17 protein-coding genes are annotated in these 20,483 nt (G+C 71.8%); 12 read left to right on the forward strand and 5 right to left on the reverse strand.

Features of this window, described 5'->3' with window-relative positions; translation table 11 throughout:
* The 3 genes from ACZ6BB_RS05725 to rhaI form a co-directional block, all read right to left on the reverse strand.
* Positions 1-1,541, reverse strand: a 1,541-nt coding sequence (locus tag ACZ6BB_RS05725; protein ID WP_471614035.1) for a rhamnulokinase, incomplete at its 3' end; no start/stop codon positions are given.
* On the reverse strand, positions 1,538-3,577 hold the full coding sequence (locus tag ACZ6BB_RS05730; protein WP_471614036.1) for a bifunctional aldolase/short-chain dehydrogenase: 2,040 nt from the start codon (positions 3,575-3,577) through the stop codon (positions 1,538-1,540). The genes ACZ6BB_RS05730 and ACZ6BB_RS05725, both read right to left, overlap by 4 nt.
* Before the next feature lie 131 nt (positions 3,578-3,708).
* Entirely contained in the window at positions 3,709-4,869 is a 1,161-nt protein-coding gene (gene rhaI / locus ACZ6BB_RS05735) for an L-rhamnose isomerase (protein ID WP_471614037.1), read from the reverse strand.
* Positions 4,870-5,127: 258 nt separating this feature from the next.
* On the opposite strand from rhaI, the gene ACZ6BB_RS05740 reads away from it, so the two are divergent.
* The 10 genes from ACZ6BB_RS05740 to ACZ6BB_RS05785 all read left to right on the forward strand — a co-directional run bounded on the left by ACZ6BB_RS05740 (position 5,128) and on the right by ACZ6BB_RS05785 (position 15,992).
* Entirely contained in the window at positions 5,128-6,645 is a 1,518-nt protein-coding gene (locus ACZ6BB_RS05740; protein WP_471614038.1) for a sugar ABC transporter ATP-binding protein, read from the forward strand.
* Positions 6,642-7,682 carry an ABC transporter permease gene (locus ACZ6BB_RS05745; protein WP_471614039.1) on the forward strand — a complete coding sequence of 347 codons (1,041 nt, stop codon included), beginning with the start codon at positions 6,642-6,644 and terminating at the stop codon, positions 7,680-7,682. The genes ACZ6BB_RS05740 and ACZ6BB_RS05745 overlap by 4 nt, the downstream gene beginning before the upstream one ends.
* A complete protein-coding gene (locus ACZ6BB_RS05750; protein ID WP_471614040.1) occupies positions 7,675-8,676 on the forward strand; it encodes an ABC transporter permease in 1,002 nt (333 codons plus the stop codon). Before ACZ6BB_RS05745 ends, ACZ6BB_RS05750 begins: the two co-directional genes overlap by 8 nt.
* Positions 8,677-8,805: 129 nt before the next feature.
* Positions 8,806-9,888 (forward strand): rhamnose ABC transporter substrate-binding protein, encoded by a 1,083-nt coding sequence (gene rhaS, locus ACZ6BB_RS05755; protein ID WP_471614041.1) that lies wholly within the window; start codon positions 8,806-8,808, stop codon positions 9,886-9,888.
* 49 nt (positions 9,889-9,937) lie between these two features.
* Positions 9,938-10,258 (forward strand): L-rhamnose mutarotase, encoded by a 321-nt coding sequence (locus ACZ6BB_RS05760; RefSeq protein WP_046705789.1) that lies wholly within the window; start codon positions 9,938-9,940, stop codon positions 10,256-10,258.
* 59 nt (positions 10,259-10,317) lie between these two features.
* Positions 10,318-11,742: a BNR repeat-containing protein gene (locus ACZ6BB_RS05765; RefSeq protein WP_471614042.1), complete on the forward strand. Its 1,425-nt coding sequence runs from the start codon at positions 10,318-10,320 to the stop codon at positions 11,740-11,742.
* A gap of 111 nt (positions 11,743-11,853) precedes the next feature.
* Positions 11,854-12,879 (forward strand): LacI family DNA-binding transcriptional regulator, encoded by a 1,026-nt coding sequence (locus ACZ6BB_RS05770; RefSeq protein WP_059078472.1) that lies wholly within the window; start codon positions 11,854-11,856, stop codon positions 12,877-12,879.
* A gap of 147 nt (positions 12,880-13,026) precedes the next feature.
* Positions 13,027-14,328 carry an alpha/beta fold hydrolase gene (locus ACZ6BB_RS05775; RefSeq protein WP_471614043.1) on the forward strand — a complete coding sequence of 434 codons (1,302 nt, stop codon included), beginning with the start codon at positions 13,027-13,029 and terminating at the stop codon, positions 14,326-14,328.
* 22 nt (positions 14,329-14,350) lie between these two features.
* Positions 14,351-15,103 carry a PIG-L deacetylase family protein gene (locus tag ACZ6BB_RS05780; protein ID WP_471614044.1) on the forward strand — a complete coding sequence of 251 codons (753 nt, stop codon included), beginning with the start codon at positions 14,351-14,353 and terminating at the stop codon, positions 15,101-15,103.
* 49 nt (positions 15,104-15,152) lie between these two features.
* A complete protein-coding gene (locus ACZ6BB_RS05785; RefSeq protein ID WP_471614045.1) occupies positions 15,153-15,992 on the forward strand; it encodes a pentapeptide repeat-containing protein in 840 nt (279 codons plus the stop codon).
* Here ACZ6BB_RS05785 and ACZ6BB_RS05790 read toward each other — a convergent pair.
* Positions 15,960-17,504 carry a cytochrome P450 gene (locus ACZ6BB_RS05790; RefSeq protein WP_471614046.1) on the reverse strand — a complete coding sequence of 515 codons (1,545 nt, stop codon included), beginning with the start codon at positions 17,502-17,504 and terminating at the stop codon, positions 15,960-15,962. The two genes, ACZ6BB_RS05785 and ACZ6BB_RS05790, sit on opposite strands and share 33 nt — an antisense overlap.
* A gap of 119 nt (positions 17,505-17,623) precedes the next feature.
* Between ACZ6BB_RS05790 and ACZ6BB_RS05795 the strand changes: the two genes are divergently transcribed.
* Positions 17,624-18,232, forward strand: coding sequence for a TetR/AcrR family transcriptional regulator (locus ACZ6BB_RS05795; protein WP_471614047.1), 609 nt, complete (start codon positions 17,624-17,626; stop codon positions 18,230-18,232).
* Positions 18,233-18,361: 129 nt separating this feature from the next.
* Positions 18,362-19,087, forward strand: coding sequence for a DUF2470 domain-containing protein (locus ACZ6BB_RS05800; RefSeq protein WP_471614048.1), 726 nt, complete (start codon positions 18,362-18,364; stop codon positions 19,085-19,087).
* On the opposite strand, the gene ACZ6BB_RS05805 is transcribed toward ACZ6BB_RS05800, so the two are convergent.
* A complete protein-coding gene (locus ACZ6BB_RS05805; RefSeq protein ID WP_471614049.1) occupies positions 19,055-20,311 on the reverse strand; it encodes a lactonase family protein in 1,257 nt (418 codons plus the stop codon). The two genes, ACZ6BB_RS05800 and ACZ6BB_RS05805, sit on opposite strands and share 33 nt — an antisense overlap.
* Positions 20,312-20,483: the final 172 nt, after the last annotated feature.

Genomic DNA, 20,483 nt, shown 5'->3' on the forward strand with positions numbered 1-20,483 from the left:
GTTCTGCCTGACCGCACGGGCACCACACCCCCCCAGCACCCACCCCCCCACCTCCCGCCCGTTGGAACCGCCTCTCCCCCGACGCGGGGCCCTTCCCCCCCCCCCCCACGCCAGGCCGCCGGGTCGCCCTGCGGTGCGTACCGCACCAACGGCTGGGTGCGGGCGAGGAGTTGCCGCATCGAGGCCCGGTCGCCCACCAGGCCGTGGGTGCGGGCCTGCACCAGGACGTTGCCCAAGGCCGCCGCCTCCGCCGGTCCCGCCACCACCGGCAGCCCGCAGGCGTCGGCGGTGAGCTGGCAGAGCAGCGCGTTGCGGGTGCCGCCGCCGACGATGTGGACGACGTCCACGGGGTGGTCGGCCAGCGCCTGGGCCTCGGCCACGGCCCGCCGGTGGGCCAGGGCGAGGGAGTCGAGGATGCAGCGGGTGATCTCGGCGGGTGTCTCCGGAACGGCCTGCCCCGACTTCCGGCACGCCTCGGCGATCCGCCCGGACATCCGGCCGGGCGCGAGGAACGCCGAGTCGCCGGCGTCCACCACCGACCGCAGTACCGGCACGGCCGCGGCGCCCCGCAGCAGTTCGCCGAGATCGGGGTCGCCCCACTCCCGTACGCACTCCTGGAGCAGCCACAGCCCCATGATGTTCCGGAGGTAACGGACCGTGCCGTCGAGCCCCAGCTCATTGGTGAAGTTGGCCGCCCGGCTCGCCTCCGTCAGCACCGGGGCCCCAAGCTCCAGACCGGCCAGCGACCAGGTGCCGGTGCAGATGTACGCGAACCGTTCCCCGGTCGCGGGCACGGCCGCGACCGCCGAGGCGGTGTCGTGCGACCCGACGGTCGTCACCGGGACGGGGCCGGAGAGCCCCGTCGCCTCCAGCACCTCGGGGCGCAGCAGCCCCGCCGGGTCGCCGGGCTGCCGCAGCGGTGCGAACAGGCCGAGGTCGATGCCCAGCCGGTCCGCGACCTCGCGTGACCAGTCACGGGTCCGGGGGTCGATCAACTGCGTCGTCGAGGCATTGGTCAGCTCGGTGCCCGGCTCGCCCGTCAGCCAGTACGTCAGCAGATCAGGGATGAGCAACAACCGCTCGGCGTGCGCGAACTGGGCGGACGACCGGGCGGCCACCAGCTGGTAGAGCGTGTTGAAGGGGGCGTACTGCAGGCCGGTCGCCGCGTACAGCTCGGCGGCGGGCACGGTGGCCCACACCTTCTCCGCGACACCCTCGGTCCGGGCGTCCCGGTAGTGCACCGGGTTGCCCAGCAGCGCGCCGTCGGCGTCCAGCAGTCCGTAGTCGACGGCCCAGCTGTCGATGCCGACGGAGTCGACCTGCCCCGCCGCCCGCAGCCCGTCCAGGACCCCCGCGTACAGCGAGAGAACGTCCCAGCGCAGGCCCTCGGGCGTGCGCACCGGCCGGTTCGGGAAGCGATGGGCCTCGACCAGTTCCAGCGAGTCCCGCCCCGCGCGGCCGACCATGACCCGCCCGCTGGACGCGCCGAGGTCGACCGCCGCGTACGCCTTCACGGCCCCGCTCGTCGCCGGCGCGCTCATCGGAGGAAGGCGGCGGCCACGCCGGCGTCGACCGGGACGTGCAGACCGGTGGTGTGCGTCAGTTCGCCGCCCGTCAGCGCGAACACCGCGTTCGCCACGTGCTCCGGCAGCACCTCGCGCTTGAGGATGGTGCGCTGCGCGTAGAACTCGCCCAGCTTCTCCTCCTCGATCCCGTAGGTGGCCGCGCGCTGGGCGCCCCAGCCGGCCGCGAAGATCCCGGAGCCGCGCACCACGCCGTCGGGGTTGACCCCGTTGACGCGGATGCCGTGCTCGCCCAGCTCGGCGGCGAGCAGCCGTACCTGGTGGGCCTGGTCGGCCTTGGTGGCGGAGTAGGCGATGTTGTTGGGCCCGGCGAAGACGGCGTTCTTGGAGGCGATGTAGACGATGTCACCGCCCAGCCCCTGCGCGATCATCACACGGGCCGCCTCCCGCGACACCAGGAACGACCCGCGCGCCATGATGTCGTGCTGGAGATCCCAGTCCTTCGCGGAGGTCTCCAGGAGCGGCTTGGAGATCGAGATGCCCGCGTTGTTGACGATGAGATCGACACCGCCGAAGGCCAGGGCGGCGGCCTCGAAGGCCGCACCGATCTGCTCCTCGTCCGTCACGTCGACGGTGACGGCGACGGCCTTGTCCGCCCCGCCCAGCTCCTCGGCGACGACGGCGGCGTTCTCGCCGTTCAGGTCGGCGACGACGACACAGGCACCCTCGGCGACCAGCCGGTGCGCGATCGCCTTGCCGATCCCGCTGCCCGCACCCGTCACGAGCGCCACCCGCGTCGCCAGCGGCTTCGGCCTCGGCATCCGCTGGAGCTTGGCCTCCTCCAGCGCCCAGTACTCGATGCGGAACTTCTCCGACTCCTCGATCGGCGCGTACGTCGACACGGCCTCGGCGCCCCGCATCACGTTGATCGCGTTGACGTAGAACTCGCCGGCCACGCGCGCGGTCTGCTTGTCCTTGCCGAAGCTGAACATGCCCACGCCGGGGATCAGCACGATCGCCGGGTCGGCGCCGCGCATCGCGGGGGAGTGGGGCTCGGCGTGCCGCTGGTAGTAGGCGGCGTACTCGTCCCGGTACTCGGCGTGCAGTTCCTTCAGCCGGGCGATCGCCGCCTCGAGGTCGGCGGTCGGCGGGAGGTCCAGCACCAGCGGGCGGACCTTGGTGCGGAGGAAGTGGTCCGGGCACGAGGTGCCGAGGGCGGCGAGGCGCGGGTGCTCGGCGCTCGCCAGGAAGTCCAGGACGACCTTCGCGTCGGTGAAGTGGCCGACCTGCGGCCTGTCCTTCGAGGCGATGGCCCGGATGTGCGGCGCCAGGGCGGCGGCGCGCTCCCGGCGCTCCGCGGGGGCGAGCGCGGTGCAGCCCTCCAGGACGGGCCCGAACGGCTCGGCCTTCCCCTTCTCCTCCAGGAACCGCTCGGCGGTCCGGATGATGTGCAGCGAGTTCTTCTCGCACTCCTCGGCGGAGTCGCCCCAGGCGGTGATGCCATGCCCGCCGAGGACGCACCCGACGGCCTGCGGGTTGCCCTCCTTGATGGCCGCGATGTCGAGCCCCAGCTGGAACCCGGGCCGGCGCCACGGCACCCACACCACGCTGTCACCGAAACACTCGGCGGTCAGTTTCTCCCCGTCGGCGGCGCAGGCGAGCGCGATCCCGGAGTCGGGGTGCAGATGATCGACGTGGGCGGCGTCGACGAGTCCGTGCATGGCGGTGTCGATGGAGGGCGCCGCCCCGCCCTTGCCGTGCAGGCAGTAGTCGAACGCGGCGACCATCTCGTCCTCGCGCTCCACCCCCGGGTACACCTCGACGAGCGCCCGCATCCGGTCCAGCCGCAGCACGGCCAGCCCCGCCTCGGTGAGCGTGCCGAGGTCACCGCCGGACCCCTTCACCCACATCAGCTCCACCTCGCCCCCGGTGACGGGATCGGTGCCGGTCCCCTTGGCGGAGGTGTTGCCGCCGGCGTAGTTGGTGTTCCGGGGATCGGCACCGAGCCGACGGGACCGGGCGAGCAGGGCTGCGGCTTCGGGATGGGTTGCCATACGGGATCAATCCTTACGGTGACGAATGTACGAAGGGGACTGGAGCGCCCTGAAGGGGCGCGGGAAACTGCGCGACCAGCCACGAGCCGGCCGGCAGCGACGAACACCAAGGGGCATACGGAACCCGGAGATCAGGCTCCCCAGCCCGCCTGCTCCCCGCCGACCCGCTCCTCGACGATCTTCGACGCCCACCCGGACCGGCGGTACGCCTGCAGCGGCTCGGGGTCCAGCCCCATCTCCTCGCGCACCTCGCGCAGCAGCGGCCGCACATCCGTGTTGTACGCGTCCATCACCACCGCGTTGGCCTCCAGCACGTCCCCGGCCCGCTGGGCGGCGCGCAGCGCGTCCCCGTCGACCAGCAGCGCCTTGGCCGTGGCCTCCTGCACGTTCATCACCGACCGGATGATCGCCGGGATCTTCGCCTCGATGTTGTGGCACTGGTCGAGCATGAACGCGACCTCGGGGGTGAAGCCGCCGCCGCGCACGACCTCGTACATGATCCGGAACAGCTGGAACGGGTCCGCGGAGCCGACCATCAGGTCGTCGTCCGCGTAGAACCGGGAGTTGAAGTCGAACGCGCCGAGCTTCCCCTCGCGCAGCAGCGTCGCCACGATGAACTCGATGTTGGTCCCGGGCGCGTGGTGTCCGGTGTCGACCACGACCTGTGCCCTGGGCCCGAGCTTCAGACAGTGGGCGTAGGCGGTGCCCCAGTCCGGCACGTCGGTCGTGTAGAAGGCCGGCTCGAAGAACTTGTACTCCAGCAGCATCCGCTGGCCGTCCCCGAGCCGCCCGTACACCTCGGCGAGGGCCTCGGCCAGCCGGTCCTGACGCTCACGGATGTCGTCCTGGCCGGGATAGTTCGTACCGTCCGCGAACCACAGCTTCAGATCCCGGGACCCGGTCGCGTCCATGATGTCGACGCACTCCAGCAGGTGGCCGACGGCCTTGCGCCGCACCGACGCGTCCGGGTGGCAGACGCTGCCCAGCTTGTAGTCGTCGTCCTGGAAGGTGTTGGAGTTGATCGCGCCCAGCTTCACGCCGCGCTCTTCGGCGTGCTTGGCCAGCGCCGCGTAGTCCTCGACCTTGTCCCAAGGGATGTGCAGCGCGACCGTCGGGGCCACGCCGGTGAACTCGTGGACCTTGCCGGCGTCGTCCAGCTTCTCCCAGGGATCGCGCGGAACCCCTTGTTGGGCGAACACCTTGAAGCGCGTTCCGGAGTTTCCGTACGCCCACGACGGCGTCTCGACGGCCTGGGTCTTGAGGGCGGCCTTCACCGCGGCGAGCTCGGTCACGTCAGGGCTCCTACCGGCTTTGATGTCTGAAACGATTCAGCACCGGAAACTATGAGTGGCTCGCCGGACTGTCAACCCCTGTGCTCCATACCGGTCTCCGTGACCCTGTTGTGACCGCTTCTATCGAAAGAATTTCGACCGGAACCCATTGACGTGACATGCGTGTGGTGCCTAACGTCCCGGCAATCCAGTTGAAACCTTTCACGACGCAGTGAGGCAGCTTCTCCGCTAGCCACCGGCCGTCGTCGAGGAGCCCCCATGACCCACCGGTCCGACACGGGTCCGGCCCCCGTTCTCGCGTTGAAGGGCGTCTCCAAGTCCTTCGGCGCCGTACGCGCCCTGCGGGACGTGTCCCTCGAACTGTTCCCGGGCGAGGTGCACGCACTCGCCGGGGAGAACGGCGCGGGCAAGTCGACCCTGATCAAGAGCCTCGCCGGGGTGCACCGACCGGACTCCGGTCAGGTGCTCCTCGACGGCGAGCCCACGGTCTTCCACGGTCCGGCCGACGCCCGGGACGCGGGCATCGCCGTGATCTACCAGGAGCCCACGCTCTTCCCCGACCTTTCGATCGCCGAGAACATCTTCATGGGCCGCCGGCCGCGGCGAGCCCTCGGCCGCATCGACCACAGGGCCACCCACGCGGCGACCCTCGCCCTGATGCAACGGCTCGGTGTCGAACTCGACCCCGACCGCCCGGCACGCGGCCTGTCCATCGCCGACCAGCAGATCGTGGAGATCGCCAAGGCGCTGTCCTTCGACGCCCGCGTCCTGATCATGGACGAGCCGACGGCGGCCCTCACCGGCAGCGAGGTGGCCCGTCTCTTCGGAGTCGTGCGCACCCTGCGCGAGCAGGGATCGGCCGTCCTGTTCATCTCCCACCGACTGGAGGAGATCTTCCAGATCTGCCAGCGGGTCACCACCCTGCGCGACGGCGCCTGGATCTCCAGCGAACCCATCGACGGCATGACCGAGGACGACCTGGTCCGCCGCATGGTCGGCCGCGACCTGGAGGAGCTGTACCCCAAGCAGGACGTCGAGGCGGGAGAGGTCGCGCTGAGCGTGCGCCGGCTGACCCGCGAGGGCGTCTTCACCGATGTCTCCTTCGACGTCCGCCGCGGCGAGATCGTCGGCCTGGCCGGCCTCGTCGGCGCCGGCCGCACCGAGGTGGCGCGGGCCGTCTTCGGCATCGACCGCTGGGACGCGGGCGAGGTCGACCTCGACGGCAGGGCGCTCACCAACGGCGCCCCCTCCACCGCGATGGCCGCCGGGCTCGCCCTCGTCCCCGAGGACCGCCGCGCCCAGGGCCTGGTGATGGACATGTCCATCGAGCGCAACATCGGCCTCACCGGACTCCGTACGGCCGTGAGGGCCGGGCTCGTCGACCGCGGCGCCGAACGCAGCCGCGCCCTCGACTGGGCCGTCAAGCTCCAGGTGAAGTACGCCCGGATCGCCGACACCGTCAACACGCTGTCCGGCGGCAACCAGCAGAAGGTCGTCCTCGCCAAGTGGCTCGCCACCGGGCCGAAGGTGCTGATCGTCGACGAGCCCACCCGCGGCATCGACGTCGGTACGAAGGCCGAGGTGCACCGCCTCCTCAGTCAGCTCGCCGCCGACGGCGTGGCCGTGCTGATGATCTCCTCCGACCTGCCCGAGATCCTCGGTATGGCCGACCGCGTGCTCGTGATGCACGAGGGCCGGCTCACCGCCGAGATCCCTCGCTCCGAAGCCACCGAGGAAACCGTGATGGCCGCAGCCACCGGGAGGGCCGCCGCATGACGGTGACCACTCCTGAGAAAACCCCCGTCGCCGAGGTGCCGAAGTCCAGCGGCACCCGGCTGGTGGACCGCGTCTTCAAGATGCGTGAACTCGCCATCCTGGCCGTCTTCCTGGTGATGATCGTCGTCACCCAGCTGGGCAACAGCGAGTTCCTCACCGAGCAGGGCATCAAGGACCTCCTGCTCAACGCGACCATCCTGGTGCTGGTCGCCGTCGGTCAGTCGCTGGTCGTCATCACCCGCAACGTCGACCTGTCGGTCGGCTCCACCCTCGGCATCAGCGCCTTCGCCGCTGGCACCTATCTCCAGAGCGGCGGGAACGCGGTCGTGGCCGTCGCGCTGGCGGTCCTGATGGGCATCGGCTTCGGCCTGCTGAACGGCCTGCTCGTCAGCCTCGGCCAGGTGCCCGCCCTCGTCGTCACCCTCGGCACGCTCTACATCATCCGGGGCATCGACTCCATCTGGGTCGGCTCCCGCCAGATCACCGCGTCCGCCCTGCCCGACGGGTTCGTCGACTTCGGCTCCGGCGGCATCTCCGCGGTGCCCTACCTGGCACTGATCGCGGTGGCGGTCCTGGTCGCGACGGCGTACTACATGAAGCACTTCGGCAGCGGCCGCGAGCTGTACGCCCTCGGCTCCAATCCGGAGGCCGCCCGCCTCGCCGGCATCCCGGTCCGCAAGCGGATCCTCGTCGCGTACACCTTCTGCGGCGCCCTCGCAGGCCTCGCCGGAGCGCTGTACCTGGCCCGCTTCGGCAACGTCGACTCCAGCACCGGCAACGGCTACGAACTCACCGTCGTCAGCGCGGTCGTGGTCGGCGGCGTGGTCTTCACCGGCGGCTCCGGCAGCGTCTACGGTGCGGCGCTCGGCGCCCTGCTGCTGACCTCCATCAACAGCGTGCTCCCCGCCCTCGGCGTCAGCTCGGTGTGGGTCCTGGCCATCAACGGCGTCCTGCTCATCCTCGCCATCGCGGTGGACCGTGTGGTCGCGCTGCGGGTGGCGGCCGCCCTGAAGAAGAGGAACGCCCGCCATGGCTGAGTCATCCCTCTCGCGCGCGATTCGCTGGGACACGGTGGTCGGCGCCACGTTCGTCGTCGTGCTCCTGCTGTCCTTCTCCACCGTCGACGGCTTCGGCAACGCGCTCAACCTGTCCTTCCTCATCGGCAACACCCTGCCGATCGCGCTGGTCGCCCTCCCGATGACCCTCCTGGTGGTCTCCGGCGAGATCGACCTCTCGGTCGCCTCCACCGCCGGACTGTCCGGCGCGGTGATGGGCGCCCTGTGGAACCAGGGCCTGACCATCGAGGCGATCATCCCGATCTGCCTGCTCCTCGGCGTCGTCTGCGGACTCGTCAACGGCCTGCTGGTCACCCGGCTCGGCCTGTCCTCCCTCGCCGTCACCATCGGTACGCTCGCCGCCTACCGGGGCATCGCGCAGATCGTGCTCGGCTCCGACGCGGTCACCGACTTCCCCACGCAGTACCTGGACTTCGCGGCCGGCCGGATCGGCGACAGCTTCGTCCCCCAGGCATTCATCCCCTTCCTGGTGCTGCTCGTCATCGCCGTGATCGCCCTGCACGCCACCCCGTTCGGGCGCTCCCTGTTCGCGATCGGCGCCGGCGAGGAGGCCGCGCGCTTCACCGGCATCCGCGTCAAGCGCCAGAAGCTGATCCTCTTCACGGTGACCGGCCTCATGGCCTCCCTCACCGGCATCTTCTGGGCGCTGCACTACGCCAGCGCCCGCTACGACAACGCCACCGGACTCGAACTCTCCGTCATCGCGGCCGTGCTGCTCGGCGGCATCGACTTCGACGGAGGCAAGGGAACGCTCGGCGGTGCGATCGCCGGTGTGTTCCTGCTCGGCACCCTGCAGAACGTGATGAGCCTCCAGGACGTCTCGGCGCAGTCGCAGATCGTCGTCACGGGCGTCCTGCTCGTGCTGTCCGTGCTCGGCCCCCGGGTGGCGAAGCAGATCGCCCTCGCCCGGGCCGGGCGAAAAACCGGGCCCGATCCCGTCGCGAAGACCGGTTGAGGACCGGTCGTCCGCAAGCTCGGCCGTTCCGGGCCGGCCGCGCCCCCGCGGCGGACGCCGCACACCCGTACCACCCCGTGCCCCTCTCCGGGACACGGCACCACTCCTCCTCGAAAAGGAACCCTCGTCATGCGCAGAGCAACCCTTCGTCGCTCCTGTGCGGCCCTCGCCGCCGTCACCTCCTTCGCGCTCGCCGTCACCGCCTGTGGTGGCACCACGAAGAGCGACGTCAAGGACGACTCCGCCTCCGCGGCAGCCACCGGCAAGGCCGACCCGAACGCCGCGCTGAAGAAGGGCCTGACCGTCGGCTTCCTGCCGAAGCAGGTCAACAACCCGTACTTCACCTCCGCCGACAAGGGCGGCGAGGCGGCCCTGAAGGAGCTGGGCTCCAGCTACAAGGAGGTCGGCCCGTCCAGCGCCACGGACACCTCCGGCCAGGTGAACTACGTCAACACGCTCACCCAGCAGCAGGTCGACGCCATGGCCGTCTCCGCGCAGGACCCGGGCGCGCTGTGCACCGCGCTCAAGCAGGCCATGAGCAACGACATCAAGGTCGTCACCTACGACTCCGACACCAAGCCGGAGTGCCGCAACGCCTTCGTCTCCCAGGCCAGCGCCGAGGACCTGGGCCGTACCGAGGTCCAGCTGCTCGCCGAGCAGATCGGCTACGAGGGAGAGATCGCGGTCCTGTCCGCCGCGCAGACGGCGACGAACCAGAACACCTGGATCGACTTCATGAAGGACGAGCTCAAGGACCCCAAGTACAAGGACGTGAAGCTCGTCAAGGTCGCCTACGGCGACGACGACGCCCAGAAGTCCTTCCAGCAGACCCAGGGCCTGCTCCAGGAGTACCCGAACCTGAAGGGGATCATCTCCCCGACCACGGTCGGCATCAAGGCCGCCGCCCAGTACCTGTCGGGCTCCAAGTACAAGGGCAAGGTCAAGCTGACCGGCCTCGGCACCCCCAACGACATGCGCAAGTACGTCAAGGACGGCACGGTCGAGGGCTTCGAGCTGTGGGACCCGGCGAAGCTCGGCGAGCTGGCCGCCCGTACCGCGGTGGCGCTGGTCTCCGGCCAGATCACCGGCAAGGAGGGCGAGACCTTCACCGCCGGTGACATGGGCGAGTACACCATCGGCAAGGACGGCGTGATCAGCCTCGGCAAGCCGACCGTCTTCACCAAGGACAACATCGACAAGTTCAACTTCTGATCCCCGGACCGCGGTCACAGCCACCCCCCTCACCCCAGGAGCGGTTCTCATGCAGCGCGTCTGCTTCCTCCTCAAGGTCCGTCAGGACCGGATCGACGAGTACCGCGAGCGGCACGCCGCCGTGTGGCCGGAGATGCTTCAGGCGCTCTCGGCCACCGGCTGGCACAACTACTCCCTCTTCCTGCGCGACGACGGCCTTCTCGTCGGCTACCTGGAGACCGAGGACTTCCAGGCAGCACTCGCCGGTATGGAGGCCGCCGAGGTCAACGCCCGCTGGCAGAAGGAGATGGCGCCGTTCTTCGAGTCCCTCGACGGCGCCCGGCCCGACGAGGCCATGAAGCCCCTCACCGAGGTGTTCCACCTCGCCTGACCCCCCACGAAGCAGCCCCCTTCCCCCTCCCCACCTCGCTCGACAACGGAGTCCCCGAGATGAAGAGACGTACGCTGCTCGGTGCCGCCCTCGCCGGCGCCGTCGTGACCCCCGCCCTCGGCGCCGCCACCGCCCGCGCCGCCGACCCCGGGCCCTCGGTCACCCAGACCGGCAACACCCTCCTCGACAGTCAGGCCATCTACTTCGTCTCCTACGACGGCCTGGTCAACAACAACGCGTTCCAGAAGAACGCCCTGCTGACCTACAAGGGCCACCAGTACGCCGTCTGGTACACCGCCGACCGCAACGCCGTCGTCGGCCGCCGCGTCCTCGGCTCCGGCACCTGGGCCACCGTCAAGGTCGGCCACACCCTGCGCTACAACGACTCCCACAACGTCATCTCCATGGGCGTCTCCAAGGTCGACGGCCGTCTCCATCTCAACATGGACTCGCACAGCGACGGCTTCACCTACGTCAAGTCTGTCGCCGGACTCATGGACGACCCCACCGGACTGAGCTGGACCACGAGCCGCTTCGGCGCCCCGCAGTCCACCCTCGACGGGCTGGCACTCACCTCGCAGTTCACCTACCCGCAGTTCGTCTCCATGCCCGACGGCAAGCTCCAGCTGAGCTACCGCGCCGGCATCTCCGGCAACGGCCGCAACGCCCTCGCCGAGTACAACGGCACCTCCTGGACCAACCTCGGCGAGTGGACGTCCTCCACCGGCACGTACACCAGCGAGCACGGCTCCTCGACGGCCCGCAACATGTACCTGCACGGCATCGACTACGACCGCAACGGGCGCCTGCACGCCCTGTTCACCTGGCGCGAGCAGAACGGCGCCGTGATGTGCAACAGCGGCGGTATCACCAACCACGACACCGGCTACGTCTACTCCGACGACCGCGGCCGCACCTGGCGCAACAACGCGGGCACCGTCGTCGGCACCACCGGCGGATCCGACAAGGTCGCCGTCACCGACGCGGGACTCGTCGTGGACGCGCTCAACCCGGACCACTCCCTGATGAACCAGGAGAGCCAGTGGACCGACTCCGCCGGCCGCCCGCACGCCATCATCAGCTACGTCCCCGGCCGCTTCGGCCAGTGCACCACGAACTACGTGGCCAACCGCACGGCCAACGGCCGCGCCTTCCTCGTCCGCAAGAGCGCCTCCGGCGCCTGGGCGAAGACCGAGATACCGGTACCGCTGAACTCCAGCCAGCGCACCAAGCTGGTCATGGACAAGTACGACAACGCCTACGCGCTCTTCCCGTTCGGCCGGATCGCCGGAGCCTCGGCGGCCTCCGGTCACACCGACTGGAGGATCCTGTACGACGGCTCCGGCCTCAACGCCTTCGGCGAGGTCGTGTTCGACGAGAGCCGGATCGCCCAGGACAATGTGCTGTCCGTGATGTACCAGGTGAAGTCCAGCGGGACGACCCCGTCGGCGCTCCGCGTCGTGGACCTCGCCCTGCCCGCCTGACCCCGTACAAGGGCGACATTCCCGTGTCCGACCGGGCCGTTCCCGGTGTGACTGCGACGGTAATGTGAACGTATGCCCGCCGCTCCGTACCTTCCTGGAGGTCCCCGTCCGATGTCGCAGCCGGTGGGTATCAAGGACGTCGCCGCAGCCGCCGGAGTGTCCGTCGGCACGGTCTCCAACGTCATCAACCGGCCGGACTCGGTGGCCTCCGGGACCCGGGCCCGGGTGCTGGCCGCGATCGACCGCCTCGGCTACGTCCGCAGCGAGTCGGCGCGCCAGCTGCGGGCCGGGCGGAGCCGGATCATGGGACTGCTCGTGCTCGACATGGGCAACCCCTTCTTCGTCGACGTCGCGCGCGGTGCCGAGCGGGCCGCGCGCGACGCCGGACTCGGCGTGATGGTCTGCAACAGCGCGCAGAGCGCGGGCGAGGAGTCCGAGTACCTCTCGCTGTTCGCCGAACAACGGGTGCGCGGCGTGCTGCTCACCCCCGCCGACGCGACAGGACGCAACATCGCGGCGTTCCGCCGCCACGGCATCCCCTTCGTCCTCGTCGACCGGGTCGCCGAGGGCACCACCGAGTGCTCGGTCTCCGTCGACGACGTCGCGGGCGGCACCCTGGCCGTGCGGCACCTGATCGACGCCGGCCACCGTTCCCTCGCGTACGTCAGCGGACCGGCGGGCTTCAACCAGGTCCGTGACCGCCGTACCGGAGCCCTCAACGCCCTGCGCGAGGCGGGGCTCGGCGCCGACGCCCTGCGCGAGCTGCCCACCGAGCGCCTGGACGTGGCCGCCGGCCGGGACGCGGGTGCCCGCCTCCTGGGCCTCGTCGACCGCCCCACCGCCGTCTTCTGCGCCAACGACCTGCTCGCCCTCGGCGTGCTCCAGGCCATGTACGCGGCCGGGGTGAGCGTCCCCGACGACCTCGCCATCGTCGGCTACGACGACATCGAGTTCGCCGCCGCGGCCGCCGTCCCCCTCACCTCCGTACGCCAGCCCGCCGTCACCATGGGCGCCCTCGCGGCCGAACTCCTGCTGGAGGAGACCGAGGCCGAGACGGCGCTCGTCCGGCACGAGCACCGAAGGGTCGTCCTCCAGCCGGAACTGGTGGTGCGGCGCTCCAGCCTCTCGGCGCGCTGAACGCCCTCCCCGACGGTGTCAGATGGGCGGCGACTGGTGTACTGATCCGCGGTTCAGCGGGAATTCTTGATCCACGCCAGTCGGCCGGGCGGAGAATCTGTGCTGGACTGGATCACGGCCTGGAATTCGTCCGCTCAAGGAGCTTCGTTGTCCGTCAGCTACCGGCAGCCCGGTGTCGTCCTCACCGACCGCCGCTTCACCGTCCCCCTCGACCACGACCGTCCGGCGGGGGAGCGGATCGAGCTTTTCGCGCGCGAGGTCGTCGCGAGCGACCGGGCGGCCGCCGAACTGCCCTGGCTGGTCTATCTGCAGGGCGGCCCCGGCTTCGGCGCGAACCGCTTCGTCGGCCGCGAGGCATGGCTGGGCCGGGCCCTGGAGGAGTACCGGGTCCTGCTGCTCGACCAGCGCGGCACGGGTGCGTCCACCCCCGCCAACCGCCAGACCCTCCCGCTGCGCGGCGGCCCCGCCGAACAGGCCGACTACCTCGCCCACTTCCGCGCCGACTCCATCGTCCGCGACTGCGAGGCCATCCGCCCCGAGGTCACCGGCGGAGCCCCTTGGACCGTCCTCGGCCAGAGCTTCGGGGGCTTCTGCGCGGTCACCTATCTGTCCGAGGCGCCCGAGGGACTGAGCACCGTCCTCGTCACCGGCGGACTGCCCTCCCTCGACGGCACCGCCGACGACGTCTACGAAGCCGCCTACCCGCGCATCGAGCGCAAGGTCGCCGCGCACTACGCCCGCTACCCGCAGGACGTCGAGCGGGCCCGGCGGATCGCCGAGCACCTGCTCCAGCACGACATCGTCCTCGCGAACGGCTACCGGTTCACCGTCGAGGCGTTCCAGTCCCTCGGCATCCTCCTCGGCCGCGGCGACGGCAGCCACCGGCTGCACTTCCTGCTGGAGGACGCCTTCGTCCCCACCCCCGGGGGCCCCGCCCTCTCCGACGCCTTCCAGGAGGAGGTCCAGGGACTGCTGTCGTTCGCGGGCCATCCGCTCTACGCGCTCCTGCACGAGGCGTGCTACGGCCAGGACCCGGGCCCCACGAGCTGGGCGGCCGAGCGGGTGCGCCGGCGGTTCCCGCAGTTCGACGCCGCCAAGACGCTGACGGGCGACGGCCCGGTGCTCTTCACGGGCGAGTCCGTGCACCCCTGGATGTTCGAGAACGACCCCACCCTGCGCCCGCTGCGCGAGACGGCGCGGAGCCTCGCCGAGGACCGGGGCTGGTCGCCCCTCTACGACCCGGAGCGCCTGGCCCGCAACGAGGTCCCGGTCGCCGCCGCGGTCTACCACGACGACATGTACGTCGACACGGACCACTCCCTGCGGACCGCCCGTGCCGTCCGGGGGCTGCGCACCTGGGTCACGGACGAGTTCGAGCACGACGGCGTACGCGCCGGCGGACCGCGGGTGCTGGACCGGTTGCTGGCCCTGGCCCGTGACGAGGTGTGACCGCCGCCGCTACTGTGCGTTCATGACGGACCCGCAGAAGGACCAGTCCGAGCAGCTCGCGCCCATGCCCGACGACTGGCGGCGCGCCCTCGCCGTCGTGGCCCACCCGGACGATCTGGAGTACGGCTGCTCGGCGGCGATCGCCGGGTGGACCGACGAGGGCCGCGAGGTCGGTTACGTCCTGGCGACGCGCGGCGAGGCCGGCATCGACACCCTGGAGCCCGCCCGGTGCGGCCCGTTGCGGGAGCGGGAGCAGCGCGCGAGCGCGGCCGTCGTGGGCGTGACGCGGGTGGAGTTCCTCGACCACGAGGACGGCGTCGTCGTGTACGGGCCCGCCCTGCGCCGGGACATCGCGGCGGCCATCCGCCGGCACCGCCCCGAACTGGTCATCACCCTCAACCATCGCGACACCTGGGGCGGGGTCGCCTGGAACACCCCCGACCACGTGGCGGTGGGCCGCGCCACCCTGGACGCCGCCGGGGACGCCGGGAACCGCTGGATCTTCCCCGAGCTGGTCGAACGGGGCCTGGAGCCCTGGGACGGCGTGCGCTGGGTCGCCGTCGCCGGTTCCGCCACCCCCACCCACGCGGTGGACGCCACCCCCGGGCTGGACCGGGCCGTGGCGTCCCTCCTGGAACACCGCACCTACCTCGAAGTGCTCACGAAGGAGGACCCCGAGACATACGTCCGCGAGTTCCTCACGGGCCATGCCCGGACCGCGGGGGAGAGGTTCGGCGGCAGGCCGGCCGTGGCCTTCGAGGTGTTCCCCCGCTGAGGAGCGGGGCCGGCGGGCCGCCCGGCGAGTTCTCGTTAGGGTGAACCGTATGGAACAAGGATCCGGTGAGGCCGCCGCCCGCGACGAACTGCGCGATCTGCGCGCGGACTGCGGCAGCTGCTTCGGCCTGTGCTGCGTCGCCCTGCCCTTCGCCGCCTCGGCGGACTTCGCCGTCGACAAGGCCGCGGGCAAGGCGTGCGGCAACCTCGGGGACGACTTCCGGTGCGGGATCCACACCCGGCTGCGGGCCGAGGGCTTCGGCGGCTGCACGGTCTACGACTGCTTCGGCGCCGGACAGCGGGTCTCACAGGTCACCTTCGGAGGAGTGAGCTGGCGAACGGGCGGCCCCGAGCACGCCCGGCGGATGTTCGACGTCTTCCCCGTCGTACGCCAACTCCACGAGCTGCTCCGGTACCTGACCGAGGCGCTGACGCTCCCCGCCGCCCGCCCGGTGCACGCCGACCTCCGCCGGATGCGTGCGGAGACCGAGCGGCTGGCCGGGGGAACGCCCGAGGAACTGGGCGAGCTGGACGTCGCCGCGCACCGGCAGCGCGTCAACGTGCTGCTGCTGCGGGTCAGCGACCTCATGCGCGCGGGCGCCGGACGCAAGCGGAACCGGCGCGGCGCCGACCTCATGGGCGCCCGCCTCAGGGGCGCCGACCTGCGCAGGGCCGACCTGCGCGGCGCCTACCTGATCGCCGCCGACCTCACCGGCGCCGACCTGCGCGGCGCGGATCTGATCGGTGCCGACCTCCGCGACGCCGACCTCACCGACGCGGACCTGACCGGCGCCTTCTTCCTGACCCAGCCCCAGCTCCAGGCGGCACGCGGCAGCGCCGGGACCCGGCTTCCTGCGTCACTCACCCGCCCGGGCCACTGGACAGCCTGACGGAGGCGAGGGCGTCGAGGGCGCCGACGACGCCGTCCGCGGGGCGCCCGCCCCCGCACCCGCCCGCCGCCGCACCCGCAGGCGCAGCCCGTCCGGCATCAGCGTCAGCCGCTCCACCACCCGCAGCCGGTACCCCGGATCCGGCGTCAGCTCGTACCGGCGCAGCAGCAGCCCCAGCACCAGCGTCGCCTCGTGGAGCGCGAACTGGCGGCCGATGCAGGCCCGCGCCCCCGTGCCGAACGGCTTGAAGGTGTGCGGGGCCCGGCCACGTACGGCCGCCGCGTCGAAACGGTCCGGGTCGAACCGCTCGGCGTCCGCGCCCCAGACCTCCGGGTCCCGGTGCAGCATCGACGTCAGCACCAGCGCCCAGGCGCCCCGCCGCATCGGGTGAACCCCGCCCAGCACGGTGTCCTCGCGGGCCTCGCGCGAGAAGGCGGGCGCCGTCGGCCACAGCCGCAGCGCCTCGTCCAGCACCCGGCGGACGTACCGCAGCCTGGCGACCTGCTCGTAGCCGGGCCGCGCGGCGCTGCCCCACACCCGGTCCACCTCGGCGCGGGCGCGGGCGGCCAGGTCCGGGTACCGGGCGAGGTAGTGCAGGGCGAAGGACAGGGCGCCGGAGGTGGTCTCGTGCCCGGCGACCAGGAAGGTGATGACCTGGCGCCGGACGTTCTCGGCGGACAGCCGCTCGCCGGTCTCCGGGTGCGACGTCTCCAGCATCCGGTCGAGCAGGTCGCCGTCACCGGCACCCCGGCCACCGCCGCCGGGGGAGCGCCGTGCCCGCACCACCGCGTCGACCGTCTCGTCGAGGTACGCCATGTCAGCCCGGTTCTGCCGGGCGGCACCGCGCAGCAGCAGCGGGACCAGCCGGTCGGGGACCACGTTGCGGCGCTGCGCGTAGGTCAGCGTCCCGACCATGGCGGCGACGAAGGGGTGCGGGCGGGTGCGCTCGAAGGAGCCGAAGTCGTGGCCGAAGCCGGTGCGGGCGATCGTCTCCAGGGTCAGCTTGGTCATGTCGCCGGGCACGTCCACGGTGGAGCCCGCCGTGTCCGCCCGGTCCCAGTGCTCGATCAGCCGTTCGGCGACGTCGAGCATCATCGGGTGGTAGCCGGCCATGGCCTCCCGGCCGAAGCCCGGGGCGAGGACGTCGTGCGCCAGCTGCCAGTTCGGCTCGTGGTTGTACGCCGTGAAGAGCCCGTCCCCGGCCACCGGCCGCAGATTGGCGACCCCCACGCCCACATGCTTGGCGAACCGGGACTCGTCCGCCATGTCGGCCGCGAGCCTCGCGCCCCCCACGAACACGATCTCCTTGCCGAACGCCTTCCGCCGGAAGATCGGCCCGAGCCGCTGCCCGAGCCGCACCGATTCCTGGACCGGCGTCCGCACGTTGGTGCCGAGCACGTCGCCGACGACGGGGACGCGGTACGGCGGGTGGGGTATCCGGTGCAGCTCGGGCCAGCCCAGCTCAGCGCTGCGGAAGCCCCCGACAGCCGTGGCCCCTGTCGTCGCCGTCATGACCACATCTCCCTCGCGCGCACGGCGTGCCCGGGGGCCGTCGCGACTGTTGTACTCGGGTTCAATAGCGGGCCCAGTCTCGTCCCGTTGTTGAACCCACGTCAAGTAAGGTGACCGTCATGGCAACCAGGCAGGGAGAGCGCCCGCGTCGCCGGCTCAGTACCGAGGAACGGCGGGAGCAACTCCTCGCGGTCGGTGCCCGGCTCTTCTCGGAGAGCCCGTACGACGACGTGTGGATCGAGCAGGTGGCCGAGATCGCCGGCGTCTCCCGCGGTCTGCTCTACCACTACTTCCCGAACAAGCGGGACTTCTTCGCGGCCGTCGTGGAGCGCGAGAGCGAGCGGATGCTGCGGATCATGACGCCCGCCCCCGGCCGGTCCGCGCGGGAGCGGCTCGCCAACGGGCTCGACGCCTTCCTCGTCCATGTCGAGGAGCACGCCCACGGCTTCCGTGCCTTCCACCGGGCCGACGCCACCGGCGACCAGGCCGTGCGCAAGGTCTACCAGCGGGCGCTGGCCGTGCAGGAGGCGCAGATCCTGGCGGCGCTGGCGTCGGACGCCGAGTTCGGGGCGGCGCTCGACGGGCGGCCGGAGATGCGGCTCGCCGTGCGCGGGTGGCTGTCGTTCACCACGGCCGTCTGCCTGGAGTGGCTGCGGGGTGCGGAGCTCTCCCGCGAGCAGGTGCGGGACCTGTGCGCGCGGGCCTTGTTCGGAGTGCTCACGCCCTGAACCGGGCTGTCCGGCCGGCCGCCCGCGGTTCGCGCTGCGGAGGGAAAGTCGTGGGGAACGGCCGTCGGTGGTTGGCGTACGCCCCGATCTTCGATAAGTTAGGCAAGGCTTACCTAATGGAGGTTTGGGATGGGTGACCGTCACACCTGGACGGCCGCGCCCGCCGCGGCGGAGCGTGCCCGCTCGGTGCTCGCCGCGGCGTGGTCCTGCGCGGTGACCGCCGACGGCGGCCGCGAGGAGTTCGTCGGCGCGCACACCGTCACGGAGGACGGCCGGGTGATCCTGCGCGTCCCCGAGGACAGCACGCTCGTCGCCGCCGCGATCTGCGCGCCACGCGGCGAGCCGTCCGCCGTGCTGGAGTTCGCCGACGTTGCGCCCGTCCCGGTGCGCAACCGCATCCGGGCCCGGCTGTGGATCGCCGGCTGGTTCACCCCCGTGGACGGCGACCTGGAGTTCCGGCCCACCCGCATCGTGCTGCGCGAGCCCTCCGGCGCGGTCGTGGTCGACCTCGACGAGTTCGCCGCGGCCGAGCCCGATCCGCTGGTCACCGCCGAGTCCCGGCTGCTGACCCACCTCGCCGACGCGCACCCCGACGCCGTCGAACGCCTCACCCGGCTCGTTCCGCACGACAGCCTGCACGGCGCCGTCCGCGTCCAGCCGCTCGCCGTCGACCGGCACGGCCTGACCCTGCGCGTCGAGCGGGCCCGCGGCAACGGCGACGTCCGTCTGACGTTCCACAAGCCCGCCGACGACATGGCGCAGCTCACCGAACGCATGCACATCCTGCTCTCCCGGGCGAGCGCCGCGTCCTGCCCCCGATCCCTACAGCGGCAGCGCACAGACGGCGACGGGTGACGCGAACGGCCCACCCGCGCGCCGCAGTTCACCGCTGCCTGCCTCGACCCGGAAGACGCTGACCGCGCTCGACCGCTGCAGCGCGGCGAACAGCAGGTCCCCCTCCGGCGACAGCGCGATCTGGCGCGGGAAGTCCCCGCCGGCCGGCACGGTGTCCAGGAGCCTCAGCCGTGCGCCGTCCGCCTCCACGGCGTAGCGGGTCAGACTGTCGTGACCCCGGTTGGCGAGATAGGCGTACGAGCCGTCCGGCGTCACGACCAGCTGCGCCGGGTAGTTCGTGCCCGCTCCCGTGCCCGTGGACTGCGGGTCGCCCGGGGTGAGCCGCCCGCTGCCGGGGTCGTAGGCGCAGACCACGACCGTGTTGTCGGCCTCGTTGGCCAGATAGGCGTACCGGCCCCCGGGATGGAAGGTGAGATGCCGGGGCCCGGCACCCGGTCGGGTGCGGGCCCGGGAGACCTCGGTGAGCGTGCCCCGGGACTCGTCCAGGCGGTAGGTGTAGACCGTGTCGGTGCCCAGGTCGACGGCGAGGACATGACCGCCGTCCGGGCTCGTGAGGATCTGGTGCGCGTGCGGCCCGTCCTGCCCCGGACCCGGCGCCGGACTGCGGTGCACCACCAGGTCCGTGCGCTCGCCCAGCGCTCCCGAGTCCTCCACGGGGTGCACGGCGACGCTGCCCGAGCCGTAGTTGGCGCTCAGCAGCCACCGTCCGCCCGGGTGCACCGACAGGTGGCAGGGCGCCTCGCCGCCGCTGCTCCGGGTGCCGAGGACCTTGCGGTCGGCCGGCCGCACGGCGGTGACCCCGCCCCGCGAGCGCTCGTTCACGGCGTACAGCGTCCGGCCGTCCGGGTGCACGGCGAGATACGACGGGTCGGCGACACCGGTGATCGTCCCCCCGGCCGTGACGCGGCCGCTCGGGACGTCGTACGCCGCCACGCCGATGCCGGTGCCGCCGCCCTCGGCCGAGGTGTACGTGCCGATGTAGAGCGGTCGGGGCCCGGTGCGTGCCGGGGAGGGCGAGGCGGTCGCGGACTCCGTCGCCGCCCCGGCCTCCGTCTGCGGCGAGGGAGCCGTCGGGGCCTTCGGCGCGGGGGAGGAGGCCGCACCGGCCGGTTCGTCGGAGCCCGCGCACCCGGCCAGGGCGGCCGGTACGGCAGCTCCCGCCAGCAGCCCCAGGACACGGCGCCTGCTCCAGCCGTCCCTCTCGCCTGCCGCCTCACTCGTCATTCGTGCACCTCGGGTGTCGCTCGTCCGGTCCGTCACCACCTTGACGGGTACGAGCGCCCGCGCGCAAAGGCGGCGGCGGGGGGGGGGGCCCCGGGGTTGTGCGGTGCCTGCCCCGTGGTGTCGCTCTGATAGTGTCTGCCGCTGCCGTAGACGCGCTGACCCAGTGCGGGTT

It is taken from the genome of Streptomyces sp. NPDC041108 (genome assembly GCF_055592645.1).

Bases quoted from the DNA above. Each gene is read 5' to 3' on its own strand.
- ACZ6BB_RS05730 (WP_471614036.1), bottom strand. From the start codon at position 3,577: ATGGCAACCCATCCCGAAGCCGCAGCCCTGCTCGCCCGGTCCCGTCGG.
- ACZ6BB_RS05740 (WP_471614038.1), top strand. From the start codon at position 5,128: ATGACCCACCGGTCCGACACGGGTCCGGCCCCCGTTCTCGCGTTGAAG.
- ACZ6BB_RS05745 (WP_471614039.1), top strand. From the start codon at position 6,642: ATGACGGTGACCACTCCTGAGAAAACCCCCGTCGCCGAGGTGCCGAAG.
- ACZ6BB_RS05750 (WP_471614040.1), top strand. From the start codon at position 7,675: ATGGCTGAGTCATCCCTCTCGCGCGCGATTCGCTGGGACACGGTGGTC.
- rhaS (WP_471614041.1), top strand. From the start codon at position 8,806: ATGCGCAGAGCAACCCTTCGTCGCTCCTGTGCGGCCCTCGCCGCCGTC.
- ACZ6BB_RS05760 (WP_046705789.1), top strand. From the start codon at position 9,938: ATGCAGCGCGTCTGCTTCCTCCTCAAGGTCCGTCAGGACCGGATCGAC.
- ACZ6BB_RS05765 (WP_471614042.1), top strand. From the start codon at position 10,318: ATGAAGAGACGTACGCTGCTCGGTGCCGCCCTCGCCGGCGCCGTCGTG.
- ACZ6BB_RS05770 (WP_059078472.1), top strand. From the start codon at position 11,854: ATGTCGCAGCCGGTGGGTATCAAGGACGTCGCCGCAGCCGCCGGAGTG.
- ACZ6BB_RS05780 (WP_471614044.1), top strand. From the start codon at position 14,351: ATGACGGACCCGCAGAAGGACCAGTCCGAGCAGCTCGCGCCCATGCCC.
- ACZ6BB_RS05785 (WP_471614045.1), top strand. From the start codon at position 15,153: ATGGAACAAGGATCCGGTGAGGCCGCCGCCCGCGACGAACTGCGCGAT.
- ACZ6BB_RS05790 (WP_471614046.1), bottom strand. From the start codon at position 17,504: ATGACGGCGACGACAGGGGCCACGGCTGTCGGGGGCTTCCGCAGCGCT.
- ACZ6BB_RS05795 (WP_471614047.1), top strand. From the start codon at position 17,624: ATGGCAACCAGGCAGGGAGAGCGCCCGCGTCGCCGGCTCAGTACCGAG.
- ACZ6BB_RS05800 (WP_471614048.1), top strand. From the start codon at position 18,362: ATGGGTGACCGTCACACCTGGACGGCCGCGCCCGCCGCGGCGGAGCGT.
- ACZ6BB_RS05805 (WP_471614049.1), bottom strand. From the start codon at position 20,311: ATGACGAGTGAGGCGGCAGGCGAGAGGGACGGCTGGAGCAGGCGCCGT.